Below are 12,796 nucleotides of genomic sequence, written 5' to 3'. Positions count from 1 at the left end.
CTGCCAGTTCAATACTTAGAATTTTAGTAAAATATTGAGACGTTTGTGTTCGGTTTTTTCCTTTAATATCTTCTAATAATTTATAGTTTATAATAGTAGAATTAAATTGAGTTTGAAAAATTATTATCTTTTCTAATTCTTTCTGTAAATCTGAACGATAAAAATCAGGAATATATTTTCCACCATTAATTAATGAATTATATACCCATTGACCTGGAGTTAAATTGTTTTCAAAAATTTCTTTCGCTATTTTCATGCCATCAATAGCCTGTCCTTCTTCCGCTGTTTTTGCTTTTCTACTACTTTTATATCCTCGCTTTTTATTCAGCATTAACAACACCTGAACTAACTCTTCTTTAGTAATTGCTTCATCTGCTGCTTTAGCTCTTAATTTATATGATGAAAAAGTAGTATCTTTTCCTGTTTCTGCATATTTAAAATTATTTGAAATAAATTTTACAGAAGTAAAAGTATTTATTAAAGCATCTCTTCTTTGTTTAAATCGTTGCAAACCTCTTCTTGCACCACGTTTTAAAGTTCTGTCAGCATTAATAGAAATTGTGTTTCCTTTTTTAAAATCAGATTCTTCATCCGTTGTTAAAGGAACAATACGTACTCCTAAATTTGTAATTGAAGTTTTTTCATTTTCAAGTTCCGCTTCATTTATAAAAGCCCATCCAATAGAGGTAGTCCCCAAATCCAAACCCAATATTTTTTTCATATAAAAAATTTTTAATCTCGAAAGTTATAATAAAGAAAATTATGTTTTTTACGGAAATCCGTAAACTAATATTAAATAATTATGTGTATACTTGCAGTACAATTTTGAAGCAATTCACAATAAGGATTATTCCGTTGTGAAAACATTCAAAGCGGCCTCACAAGGGTCGCTTTTTTTTTTGTCAAAAAAGTGCTCAGTTAGAACATTTACAGTCGCACAAAACTCCACAGCAAAACAACTCGCTACAAAACAGCAAACCCCACAAAAATCTAAAAAGGAAAAAATTATTTTTGGAATCTCAAATCTATTGAAATAAACTTAAGAAAACAATGACGAAAACAAAAAAATCAAAAAAATCAAAAAACTAAAAAAACTAAAAGAAAAAAAATCAAAAACTAAAAAAACTAAAAGAACCAAAAGAACTAAAAAAATTAATAAACCGAATAAATCCGTGAAAATCCCTTTATCGCGAAGCGATATCCGTAAAAAATCTTTTTAATCCGCGTCATTTGCGTCATCCGCGTTCCAATTTCATAATTAAAGAACCAAAAAAATCAAAAAAACTAAAAAACAATCCCCTATAATCCCACCAAAAAAACCAAAAAGAAACCAAGTTTCTTCAAAACACCTACAAGATTCACCGAAACACGCACAAGGTTTATCGAAACACGCACAAGGTTTATCGAAACACGCACAAGGTTTACCGAAACACGCACAAGGTTTATCGAAACACGCACAAGGTTTATCGAAACACGCACAAGGTTTATCGAAACACGCACAAGGTTTATCGAAACACGCACAAGGTTTACCGAAACACGCACAAGGTTTATCGAAACACGCACAAGGTTTATCGAAACACGCACGAGATTATCCACTCTCTTTGTCATTCCAACGCAGGAGGACACGAGCGATAGCGAACTGGCGAAGCAATCTCCACAATCAACTTCATCCTTAACACCGAAAACTATAATGATGCACCCTGTCAGGCTGAGCCTGTCGAAGCCCCGCAAACTACTTCCGCAATCCCATTCCGTCCCCTTTCTCCGCTAACTTTGTCATTCCAACGCAGCAGAACACGAGCGATAGCGAAAATGATGCACCCTGTCAGGCTGAGCCTGTCGAAGCCCCACAAACTACTTCCGCAATCCCATTCCGTCCCCTTTCTCCGCTAACTTTGTCATTCCAACGCAGGAGGACACGAGCGATAGCGAACTGGCGAAGCAATCTCCACAATCAACTTCATCCTTAACACCGAAAACTATAATGATGCACCTTGTCAGGCTGAGCCTGTCGAAGCCCCGCAAACTATTCCATCCCCTTGATCATTCCGCCCCCCAAAAAAACTAAACAAAAAAATGTATATTTGCTCAAACATTACCCACAATGAATACCAAGCAAACCGAAACACAACTCGAACACTATTTCACCCAATTCCGCAACAACATCATCGGAATAAACCAAGCATTTCAATCCCCGTTCGGACAACAAAAAATAATCTACACCGACTGGACTGCCAGCGGCAGACTATACCGCCCCATAGAAGAAAAACTAATCAATCAATTCGGTCCTTTCGTTGCAAACACCCACACCGAAACAACCATATCAGGAACCGCCATGACAATGGCCTACCACCAAGCTCGAACAATCATCAAAAACCACGTCAATGCTAAACAATTCGACGTCCTAATCACAGACGGAACCGGAATGACAGGCGTAGTAAACAAGTTTCAACGCATACTCGGCTTGCGAATTCCCGAAAACCTCAAAGAATTCACAACCATCCCAAACGAACTCAAACCAATCGTCTTCATTTCACACATGGAGCACCATTCAAACCAAACCTCTTGGCTTGAAACCATCGCCGACGTCGAAGTAATCCCCGCTAACGAACAAGGACTCTTCTGCATCGAAAACCTAAAAACACTCTTAAACAAATACAACGACAGAGTCTTCAAGATAGCCTCCATAACTTCCTGTTCAAACGTAACCGGAATTAAAACACCCTATCATGACGTTGCCAAACTAATGCACCAAAACAACGGCGTATGCTTTGTTGATTTTGCTTGCTCAGGTCCTTATGTCGAAATAAACATGCATCCACAAGACCCCGAGAGTTACCTCGATGCCATCTTCTTCTCACCACACAAATTCCTGGGTGGGCCCGGCACATGCGGAGTCTTAATCTTCAACCAAAACCTCTATAAAAACAATGTCCCTGATTGTCCCGGCGGAGGAACCGTTTCCTGGACAAACCCATGGGGCGAACACAAATACATCGACAACATCGAAGACCGTGAAGACGGCGGAACCCCCGGATTCCTTCAAGTCATCAAAACAGCCTTAGCCATTCAGCTAAAAGAGCAAATGGGAATCAACAACATCCTCAACCGCGAACACGAAATTGTCGAACTCGTTTTTGAACAACTCGGAAACATCGAAAACATCAACATTCTCGCCGGTGAACACCAAGATAGGCTAGGGGTAATCTCCTTTTACATCACTGATTTACACTTCAACCTCGGCGTTAAAATGCTAAACGACCGCTTTGGTATTCAAACCCGTGGCGGATGCAGTTGTGCCGGAACATACAGTCACTACTTGCTGCATGTAGACCAACAAACCTCAGAAGACTTAGTTTGCCAAATATCCGCCGGCGACCTAATCAAAAAACCGGGATGGATAAGAATGTCCATTCACCCCACCACCACCACTGAAGAAATAATATACGTTTGCGAAAGCATCAAACAAGTAGCCAAAAACCACAAAACATGGAGCAAGGATTACCTTTACGATGCAAAAACAAACAATTTCCGCCACAAAGACGATGCAATACCCGAAAAAGAAATGGTAAGGAATTGGTTTCTCTAAAGAGTAGCTAAAAGTAACTTAGCTCAACCCCGTTTCCGACGTTCTGTGATGTTTCCATCGCTTGTGCGTCCACAAATAATATTCAGGAGCCTCAAGAATTTGCTCCTCCACTTTACGCATAAACAAATGCGTCAACTCAAAATCAGGAACGCTTTTCGCATCATTCGAAATTACTTCAAAGCTACTTTCATAATAACCCCGTTTCACCTTTCGAATTCGCATAAACATCACGTTCATGTCAAACTTCTTTGCAAGCATTTCCGCTCCGGTTTGCAACGGAGTCTCAACTCCAAAAAACGGACCCCAATTAATCGCCCGCGAAGCCTTCGGCGATTGATCACTCGCAAAACCATAAATACTTTGAACCCCTGCAATATGGTTTGCTTCAATAGTTGGAATGGTTTCTTTCGTCGTAATTAAATTTGCCCCAAATTTTGTTCGAATATCCCGAACTAACTTATCAAAGTGTCGATTAGCAATCTTTTTATAAATCGCATAGCCCTTCACTGACAGTTTTTTATTCACCGAAACAGACCATTCATAACTGGCATAATGTCCCGTCATCAAAGCAATGCTCTTTCCTTTGTTTTCCATTTCCTTTAAAACTTCCAGGTTAGAAATAGTAAAACGTTTATTCATTTCTTCTTCCGTAATGGTTAACGTTTTAATTATTTCTAAAAACAAATCACACATATGATGATAAAACTTTCGTTCAATTGTTCGTCTTTCTTCCGCCGTCTTTTCAGGAAAAGCAATCAACAGATTCTCCCGCACGGTTCCTTTTCGATAACCGATAACGCGATAAACAAAAAAACAGATAAAATCAGAAAAAAGATAAAACAACCGATAAGGAAGAATGGAAATCAACCAAAGAATGGGATAAACCAGGATGAAAACAACAAGCTGCATCTTAAAAATTTTCACAAAGATACAGCAATTTCTATTTTATGAATGTTCAATTAACAAAAGCTAAAGAAACAATTACTATTTTTACCCATCTTAAATTCAAAGCCATGAATATAGCTCTAATTGTGCTCATCGCAGCCAATGTCCTAATCAGTTTCAAAGCATTCGAAGACCAGTTCTTCTTCCGAAGATACGAATTCCACATCGGAAGCATCCGTGCCGGAGAACACATTCGCATGTTTTCCTCAGCATTCCTTCACGTTGATATTGCTCATTTGGCTTTCAACATGATTACGCTCTATTTTTTCGCTCCCGTTGTCTCAAGTTACTTAGGCATTCCCTCTTTCCTCATTGTTTATTTCGGAAGTTTATTATGCGGAAGCCTTCTCACCTTGCAATTCCATAAAAACGAATACAACTACCGGGCTGTCGGTGCCTCCGGAGCCGTCACAGGAATACTCTATGCCGCAATCCTCCTAAGACCTGACATGGATTTGTATTTCTTTTTCATTCCATTGCCCATTCCTGCTTACATCTTCGGTATCGGTTATTTATTATATTCCATCTATGGCATGAAATCCCGAAACGACAACATCGGTCACACGGCCCACTTCGGAGGAGCAATCGGCGGATACGTAATTACCCTAATCAAAGAGCCTCAAATGCTAACCGAGAATACATTGATGGTAATTTTATTAGCCATTCCAATTGTTATTTTGTTTGTAATGGCAAAAATGGGCAAGATTTAAAAAGCTTTGGCACACAAATTGAATAAAGGAATTTAGATAAAACACATTTACCATGAAAAAATCAATAATTATTCTGTTTGCAGTTGCAATGACAACTATGAATGCTCAGGAAAATAAATTAGTTCCTCAAATATCAGTTTCCGGAGAAGGAAAAATAAAAGTAACTCCCGATAGAGTTATCGTTAATTTCGGAGTAGACAACGTTGGCAAAGACGCCACCGAAGTAAAGAAACTAAACGATGAAACAGTCGATAAAGTAATTAAATTCATCAAGAAATTCGGTATCCCAACAACTGATTTTCAAACCACGAATGTAAGTTTACAAAAAATATACGATTACGAGAAAAAGAAACATACTTACCAAGCGTCGCAATCCATTACCATCACCTTAAAAGACATCACAAAGTATGATGAATTAATGATAGGTTTGGTTGACACAGGAATAAACAACATCAGCAATGTAGAGTTCAAGTCCTCAAAAATGGAAGAACACAAAACAGAAGCCCGAAAGCTAGCCATTCTTGATGCCAAGAAAAAAGCAGAGGATTATGTTTCTGTACTAAATCAAAAAGTAGGCAAAGCTATTTTAATAACAGACAATTCACAACCTTATTATCCACCCATGTATAAAAACATGGCCTATGCAGAGATGGCAACGGATTCAGGTGCAGCCAGAGAAACACTAGCCATTGGTGAATTGGAAATCATCACCAATGTAAGTGTTAGTTTTGTGTTGGAATAATTGATATAATAAGCTATTCAAAAACCACGAATGAGATAATTCGTGGTTTTTTTATTCAGTAATTTGCTTTTTCAAATGCTCACTGTCCCAAGCATGATCCGACGCAGAAAAATTAATGTGTAAGTCGTTTTTAAGCAATTGCTCCTGCATTTCTAATTCGTCTTTAACGGTAGCCAAATAAGCCATTTTATCATGTCGCTTAGAAGCTAACTTTCTTATCGCTGCCTCATCATATTTAATAAAGCGTTGACCTTGTCTCGTGGCAGAGTATTTCCGATGACCCAATTGTGTTAGAGCATCAACTCCTAAATGAACGGCCGTATAGAGTGTTTCTCTGTAGATTTTATCCACTCCATGATCAATCAACTCATAAGCATCCACCCGGTTTCTTGCCCTTGTAAGGATGTTTAAGTGAGGGAAGTGCTTTCTCAATAATTCCACGACACTTAAATTAACTTCCGGATTGTCAATGGCGGCAATAAAGATCTTAGCATTCTCTGCTCCGGCAGCTTTCAATAATTCTAATCGGGTAGCATCTCCATAATAAACTTTAAACCCCATTTTACGTAACAAATCTACTCGGTCTGAATCGTGATCCAAGATAGTTGCTTGAACGCCGTTAGCTTTTAACAACCGACCAATTGTACTTCCAAAGTGACCAAATCCGGCAATGATAACTTCATTGTTTTCATCAATGATATCGTGTGGTTTTTTCACTTTTTCTTTTACGCCAAAGAACGGGTCAATCCACTTTTCATTAATCAACAATAAAAAAGGAGTGGATACCATACTCAAAGCAATAATGGCCATCATTTGATTAGCCAATATGTTTGGTAATATATTCAATTGCGTGGAGAAACTTAAAATAACAAATCCAAATTCTCCCGCTTGACTCAACCCGAAGGAAAATAACAAATTTTGATCGTTACTTTTTTTATAAAATTTACCAATGCCAAAAAGAACAAAGAACTTAATGGCTGTCAGAATAGCTCCAAAGATTAAAATATAAGCAGGATCATCAATAATCAATTTAAAATTAATAGAAGCCCCCACACCGATAAAGAACAACCCTAAAAGCAATCCTTTAAACGGAGCAATGTCTCCTTCCAATTCATGCCTAAATTCGGAGTTAGCTAATACGACTCCGGCCATAAAAGCTCCTAACGCAGGACTCAACCCCACTAATTGCATTAAGTAAGAAACGGCCATTACTAAAAGTAAAGCAGAAGCAGTAAACAATTCCTGTAACCGTGTTTTTGCAACAATGTGCAACAACGGAACAACTATATATTTCCCTGCAAAATAAACGGCAATGATAGCTGCTAAAACGATTAGGGTTTGAATCCATCCGGGCAAGTCTATGATTAAAGAACTTTTTAAATCATCATCAGGAATAGCTTGTCCCGACATCATCAACGGTATAATAGCCAAGATTGGAATCACCGCAATATCCTGAAATAACAAAACCGAAAAAGACGCTCGGCCCATAGAAGTTTGCGATAATCCTTTTTCTTTTAGGGTTTGCAACACAATGGCAGTTGACGAAAGTGATAGTGCTAAAGCAATCACAACTGTAGTTTGCCAATTCCAATCTAAAAACAATTGACACAAAATAAAAATGGAAACACCGGTCCCAATTAATTGCATTGAACCCATTCCTAAAATGAACTTTCGCATTTTCCAGAATTTATAAGGGTCAAGTTCCAATCCAATTAAGAACAACATCATCACTACTCCAAATTCTGCAAAGTGCATGATGTCTTCTCCTTCAGATCCGATAAAGCCTAAAACAAAAGGGCCAATAACTATTCCGGCAAACAAATAGCCTAAAATAGAACTTAAACCCAGTTTTTTTGCAATGGGAACACAAACCACAGCCGACGTCAAATAAATGATCGCTTGTATAAAAAATCCGTTATCCATTAGTTTGTATTTTAGAATTAAACCATTCATTTAAGTAAAAATGGGTATTCATTTCTTTTATGTCCAATTCATTTGATTTTAAATAAAGCAATAAATCAGCATAAATTTTGCCATAATTGTCAGCCTCTGATTCATTCATTTGATGTGTCCCATGAATAACAAAGGGAGGCAGATAGTGCATGTTACAAACTTTTGCTGTTTGGTTAAAGGGTTCTAATAATTCAGGAATAGAATACCGGTCTCGGCCTGCCTCACAATAGTTTTCTTTTTTCCCACCGGTAGTAATGGCTTGAAAGATTAGTTTATTTTGAAGAGCGATTCCGTTTTTACCGTAAGCCCAATTATATTCCAACACCATGTCTATCCACTGTTTTAATAGGGGAGGACAACTATACCAATACAGCGGATGATGCCAAATAATAATATCATGTTTTTGAAGTAAAGCTTGTTCTCTTTTAACATCAATGTCAAATTCAGGATATTCTTCATACAAATCATGAAAGGTGATGTTTTTCGACTTTGGAATATGCCGAACTAAAGCCTGATTGACAAAAGACTTTTCAAATAACGGATGAGCAAATAGAATTAATATTTTGTTTTGAGCCATGGTTTAAAAATACGTCTTTTTATTCAGAAAAAGAAGTGAATTGGCTACAAATCAAATTATATTCCTAAATAATTGGATGGTGTTATTTGTAGTAATTCCGCTTTGATAGCTTCTGAAACGGCTAAAGAATGAATAAATTCATGTATCGTTTTTTGATTCATGACTTCGTTCGTGCGAGTTAAACCTTTCAATGCTTCATACGGATTTGGATAGCCTTCTCTGCGTAAGATGGTTTGAATAGCTTCCGCCACCACGGCCCAATTGCGTTCTAAATCTTCTTCCAATTTTGAACGGTTGAGCAATAATTTATTTAATCCTTTTAAGGTAGCTTCAAAACCGATTAAGGTATGTCCAATCGGCACACCGATGTTTCGTAAAACGGTGCTGTCTGTCAAATCGCGTTGCAAACGGGAGAGTGGTAATTTAGCAGAAAGGTGTTCAAAGATAGCATTAGCCATTCCTAAATTTCCTTCTGAATTTTCAAAATCAATGGGATTCACTTTATGTGGCATAGCTGAAGAACCAATTTCGCCCGCTTTGATTTTCTGTTTAAAATAATCCATCGAAACATACGTCCAAATGTCTCTGTCTAAATCAATGAGTATAGTATTGATACGTTTCAAGCAGTCAAAATAGGCTGCAATATGATCATAGTGTTCAATTTGAGTCGTAGGGAAAGAATGATGTAGTCCTAAAGTTTCTTCAACAAAATTGGTTCCAAACTTTTTCCAGTCAATTTGAGGATAAGCTACATGATGGGCATTATAATTACCGGTTGCTCCACCAAATTTAGCCGCAAAGGGGATATTAAATAATTGACGCATTTGTTCTTCCAATCGTTCTACAAATACACCTAATTCTTTTCCTAATCGGGTAGGAGAGGCAGGTTGACCATGTGTTCTGGCTAACATAGGAACGTCTTTCCATTCCTGACTCATGTCTTTTAATTTGGAAATCACATTGATTAAAAGTGGTAAATATACTTTTTCAAAACTTTCTTTTGTCGAAAGTGGAATAGCGGTATTATTGATATCTTGAGAAGTTAATCCGAAGTGAATGAACTCTTTATAACTTTCCAATCCTAACCCATCAAAACCATTTTTTATGAAGTATTCAACCGCTTTCACATCATGATTAGTTGTTTTTTCAATTTCTTTGATGGCTAAAGCATCTTGTGTAGAAAAGTTTCGATATAAATTTCTTAATTTTTCAAATACGGAAGGATTTACAGTACTTAACTGCGGTAATGGCAGTTCGCATAATGCAATAAAATACTCGATTTCAACCAACACGCGGAAACGAATTAAGGCTTCCTCAGAAAAATAAGCAGCAAGAGAAACTGTTTTATTTCTATATCTTCCATCAATTGGTGAAATGGCGTTTAATTCGTTTAATGCATTCATGTGTTGTGGTGTTGGTTTGAAGTGCAAAGATAAGTTTTATAAGGCAGAATTGGAAATGAAAAAATCGCTACTTCAAATAAATTATCTTTATTTTAAGTCTAAAAGTCGTTGTTTTAAAATGGCCATTCCTTCTGAGCCACTCATCGGAATTATTTCTAACGGATTAGCCAATTCCAATACAGAAGCCGGATTTGGGTCAATGTAAAAAACAGGAGTTTCGGGTTTTGTATAATGCATAATCCCGGCAGCAGGATAAACTTGAAGTGAAGTGCCTACTACCACAAAAAAGTCTGCTTGTTCGGCTAAATCAATCGCTTCTTCTATGGCGGGAACATCTTCACCAAACCATACAATGTGGGGCCGTAGCGGAAAACCGTTTGGGTCGGTGTGATTTGACAGTAAATCATCCTGCCAATCTAAGATATATTTTTCGTCTTTTGTACTTCTTACTTTAAGCAATTCACCATGTAGATGCAACACGTTTTTACTGCCGGCCTTTTCGTGTAAATTGTCAACATTTTGGGTGATAATATGCACGTCAAAATGCGAGGCTAATTCGGCTAATATAAAATGACCTTGATTTGGATTTACCTCCAGTAATTGTTTTCTTCTTTTATTATAAAAATCTAAAACCAGTTCCGGATTTTTTTTCCATCCAATGGGAGAAGCAACTTCCATAATGTCGTGACCTTCCCAAAGACCATCCGCATCTCTGAACGTTTTGATGCCACTTTCAGCACTAATTCCGGCACCGGTTAAAACAACTAGTTTTTTCATTTTTTACTTTATTACACCTTTCCCAATGTATACAAATTTTCTAATGTTGGCGTAGTACTACCACCATCAGGTTCTAAAGTAATTCCAAAAGCCTCGGCCTCAATAACATTATCAACCGGAAAAATCAACATGCTTTTTCCTTTGAAATTATCTAACAATCCAATACTCAACGGTGTTAAGGGATTTAATTTTAAAGCCCAAACCTGATAAACCATTCCTTCCGGAGGTTCAGGTAATCCGGCGGCATCTACATAAACAGTATGTGTTTCTTGATTCCAATATACTTTTGCATATGCCTCAGGGGAAACTTCTTGTCCGCCCAAAGCTATTATTGTATTTTTTGTATCTCGAACCAAGGAAAGCATATCTTCGTTTACCTTATTTTTTGAAACCAACACAGTATATTCTTCTTTCATTTTCTTTTTATCAGATTTAAGCGATAGAACTTCTTTCTTAGTTATATCCAATTGTTGGTATAAATAAGCACCGCCTAACAGCAATAAAATTGCCGCAGCCCAACTTAAATATTGACTGATATTGGATTTCTTGGGTTCCTTTTTTAATTCGACAACGTTGGGTTTATTCTCGAAAATTTGCTGCTTGATAGCTTCATAATGCTGACCTGATAAATGCGGTGCAACACTTCCGGATAACAAAATCATCGTTTTTTCAATAGCAACTATTTCTTCCCTGATTTCTAAATGTTGTTGTGCCATTTTATGAACTTCTTCCGTTTCCAGTTCATTTAATTTACCGTAAACATACAGTTCCAGAATGCCTGATTCGATATATTCTTGTGTACTCATGATACGTGTAATAAGTTTCTTAATTCGCTAATGCAATTTCTGTTGTGTGTTTTGACGGATCCTAAAGGCATTTCCAATTCATCTGAAGCTTCTTGTTGTGTAAATCCTTTAAAAAATAATAAATCGATTAGTTTTATACATCTTGGCTTTAATTTTTTTACAAATTCCTGAATGCCAATGGTGTCAATTTTACCGTTCATTCGGGTTTGGTCATCTAATAAATGCACAAAATTATCAACGGAAATGTTTTTTAAACTGGTACTAAATCCTTTTGAACGTAATTTATCAAGGGCACAATTGCGTGCAATGGTTGCCATCCAGGAGTATAATCGCCCTTTGTTTTCATCATAAGTATCGATGTTTTTCCATATTTTTATAAAGGCTTCCTGTAAGACATCTTGTGCGTCTTCGGGGTTTTTCAGTAGTGTTGCTATTATCCCAAAAAGACTTTTAGCATACATATCATACAAAAGAGTAAACGCCTTGTTATCTTTTTTGTAAATTAGGGGCAATAATTCTTCCTGAGTCATACCTTTTTATTTTATTGACTAAGGTAATAACTTAGTGTTTAAAAAACAATTTTGAATGAATGAAATGTTAAAAACAATTGAATACCTTACTTTTTTAGAAGGATTTCTAACTGAAAACAGAAAGTCTAAATTTTTAGAAATTCTTCAACTTCGAACACAACACTTTACTGTAGCTATTGAAGATGTATTTCAAATGCATAATACCAGTGCCGTGATGCGTAGTTGTGAAGTTTTTGGTGTGCAGGAAGTACATGTGGTAGAACAGAAATATGGAAAGAAAATAGATACTGAAATTGCTATGGGAGCTCAAAAATGGGTTGATATAAAGCAATATCCCTCCATTCAAAATTGTATTTCGGGTTTACGGGAGAAAGGATATCAAATTATTGCAACTACTCCGCACACGGATTCCTGTTTGTTAGAAGATTTTGATATCTCTAAAAAGGCTGCTTTCTTTTTTGGAACAGAAAAGGATGGCCTTTCAGAGGAAGTTATGCAACAAGCTGACGGTTTTTTGAAAATCCCGATGGTTGGTTTTACGGAAAGCTTAAATATTTCGGTTGCGGCTTCCATCATTCTTCAAAGCGTTACGCAACGACTTAGAAATTCTACCATAAACTGGCAATTATCGGAGGAGGAAATCTTTTTAAAACGAATTGATTGGGCTAAAAAAACAATTAAAGACTGCGATAGAGTTGAAGAACGATATTTGGAGGCATTAGGCAATAAATGACGAAATCGCCATTCGTAATTTATAATTCGTA

Annotated in this window: 12 protein-coding genes; 4 read left to right on the top strand and 8 right to left on the bottom strand. The window is 36.9% G+C overall.

The genetic code is table 11. The features are described 5' to 3' along the window. Positions 1 to 721 (bottom strand): type II CRISPR RNA-guided endonuclease Cas9 (gene cas9 / locus C0512_RS05955; RefSeq protein WP_367160597.1); only part of this gene is annotated, 721 nt, incomplete at its 3' end. A 1,383-nt stretch (positions 722 to 2,104) separates the two neighbouring features. On the opposite strand from cas9, the gene C0512_RS05950 reads away from it, so the two are divergent. Then, positions 2,105 to 3,589: an aminotransferase class V-fold PLP-dependent enzyme gene (locus tag C0512_RS05950; RefSeq protein WP_290859702.1), complete on the top strand. Its 1,485-nt coding sequence runs from the start codon at positions 2,105 to 2,107 to the stop codon at positions 3,587 to 3,589. Between the two features lie 18 nt (positions 3,590 to 3,607). Here the strand turns inward: C0512_RS05950 and C0512_RS05945 are convergent, their stop codons facing one another. Then, a complete protein-coding gene (locus C0512_RS05945) occupies positions 3,608 to 4,498 on the bottom strand; it encodes a lysophospholipid acyltransferase family protein (protein ID WP_290859701.1) in 891 nt (296 codons plus the stop codon). Between the two features lie 104 nt (positions 4,499 to 4,602). Here C0512_RS05945 and C0512_RS05940 point away from each other — a divergent pair, with 104 nt between their 5' ends. Continuing rightward, positions 4,603 to 5,244, top strand: coding sequence for a rhomboid family intramembrane serine protease (locus C0512_RS05940; RefSeq protein WP_290859704.1), 642 nt, complete (start codon positions 4,603 to 4,605; stop codon positions 5,242 to 5,244). A gap of 52 nt (positions 5,245 to 5,296) precedes the next feature. Further along, positions 5,297 to 5,986, top strand: a complete 690-nt coding sequence (locus C0512_RS05935; RefSeq protein ID WP_290859700.1) for an SIMPL domain-containing protein — start codon at positions 5,297 to 5,299, stop codon at positions 5,984 to 5,986. Between the two features lie 51 nt (positions 5,987 to 6,037). Here C0512_RS05935 and C0512_RS05930 read toward each other — a convergent pair whose 3' ends face one another. The 6 genes from C0512_RS05930 to C0512_RS05905 form a co-directional block, all read right to left on the bottom strand. Further along, positions 6,038 to 7,909, bottom strand: a complete 1,872-nt coding sequence (locus C0512_RS05930; protein ID WP_290859699.1) for a monovalent cation:proton antiporter-2 (CPA2) family protein — start codon at positions 7,907 to 7,909, stop codon at positions 6,038 to 6,040. Continuing rightward, entirely contained in the window at positions 7,902 to 8,516 is a 615-nt protein-coding gene (locus C0512_RS05925) for an NAD(P)H-dependent oxidoreductase (protein ID WP_290859697.1), read from the bottom strand. The genes C0512_RS05930 and C0512_RS05925 overlap by 8 nt, the downstream gene beginning before the upstream one ends. A 56-nt stretch (positions 8,517 to 8,572) precedes the next feature. Beyond that, a complete protein-coding gene (gene purB / locus C0512_RS05920) occupies positions 8,573 to 9,919 on the bottom strand; it encodes an adenylosuccinate lyase (RefSeq protein WP_290859695.1) in 1,347 nt (448 codons plus the stop codon). 87 nt (positions 9,920 to 10,006) lie between these two features. Further along, positions 10,007 to 10,696, bottom strand: coding sequence for an NAD-dependent deacylase (locus C0512_RS05915; protein WP_290859693.1), 690 nt, complete (start codon positions 10,694 to 10,696; stop codon positions 10,007 to 10,009). A gap of 11 nt (positions 10,697 to 10,707) precedes the next feature. After that, on the bottom strand, positions 10,708 to 11,502 hold the full coding sequence (locus C0512_RS05910) for an anti-sigma factor (RefSeq protein ID WP_290859691.1): 795 nt from the start codon (positions 11,500 to 11,502) through the stop codon (positions 10,708 to 10,710). Beyond that, on the bottom strand, positions 11,499 to 12,032 hold the full coding sequence (locus tag C0512_RS05905; RefSeq protein WP_290859689.1) for a sigma-70 family RNA polymerase sigma factor: 534 nt from the start codon (positions 12,030 to 12,032) through the stop codon (positions 11,499 to 11,501). Before C0512_RS05905 ends, C0512_RS05910 begins: the two co-directional genes overlap by 4 nt. Before the next feature lie 55 nt (positions 12,033 to 12,087). On the opposite strand from C0512_RS05905, the gene C0512_RS05900 reads away from it, so the two are divergent. Continuing rightward, the gene (locus tag C0512_RS05900) at positions 12,088 to 12,765 is read left to right on the top strand and encodes an RNA methyltransferase (protein WP_290859687.1); all 678 of its coding nucleotides are present in this window, start codon (positions 12,088 to 12,090) and stop codon (positions 12,763 to 12,765) included. Positions 12,766 to 12,796 lie beyond the last annotated feature (31 nt).

Origin of the sequence: Flavobacterium sp. (assembly GCF_013822155.1) — a bacterium.
Taxonomy (GTDB): Bacteria; Bacteroidota; Bacteroidia; order Flavobacteriales; family Flavobacteriaceae; genus Flavobacterium.
This window is presented reverse-complemented; position numbering and strand designations above follow the sequence as displayed.

Coding starts and splice junctions, on each gene's coding strand:
- C0512_RS05950 (WP_290859702.1), top strand. CDS start 2,105: ATGAATACCAAGCAAACCGAAACACAACTCGAACACTATTTCACCCAA.
- C0512_RS05945 (WP_290859701.1), bottom strand. CDS start 4,498: ATGCAGCTTGTTGTTTTCATCCTGGTTTATCCCATTCTTTGGTTGATT.
- C0512_RS05940 (WP_290859704.1), top strand. CDS start 4,603: ATGAATATAGCTCTAATTGTGCTCATCGCAGCCAATGTCCTAATCAGT.
- C0512_RS05935 (WP_290859700.1), top strand. CDS start 5,297: ATGAAAAAATCAATAATTATTCTGTTTGCAGTTGCAATGACAACTATG.
- C0512_RS05930 (WP_290859699.1), bottom strand. CDS start 7,909: ATGGATAACGGATTTTTTATACAAGCGATCATTTATTTGACGTCGGCT.
- C0512_RS05925 (WP_290859697.1), bottom strand. CDS start 8,516: ATGGCTCAAAACAAAATATTAATTCTATTTGCTCATCCGTTATTTGAA.
- purB (WP_290859695.1), bottom strand. CDS start 9,919: ATGAATGCATTAAACGAATTAAACGCCATTTCACCAATTGATGGAAGA.
- C0512_RS05915 (WP_290859693.1), bottom strand. CDS start 10,696: ATGAAAAAACTAGTTGTTTTAACCGGTGCCGGAATTAGTGCTGAAAGT.
- C0512_RS05910 (WP_290859691.1), bottom strand. CDS start 11,502: ATGAGTACACAAGAATATATCGAATCAGGCATTCTGGAACTGTATGTT.
- C0512_RS05905 (WP_290859689.1), bottom strand. CDS start 12,032: ATGACTCAGGAAGAATTATTGCCCCTAATTTACAAAAAAGATAACAAG.
- C0512_RS05900 (WP_290859687.1), top strand. CDS start 12,088: ATGAATGAAATGTTAAAAACAATTGAATACCTTACTTTTTTAGAAGGA.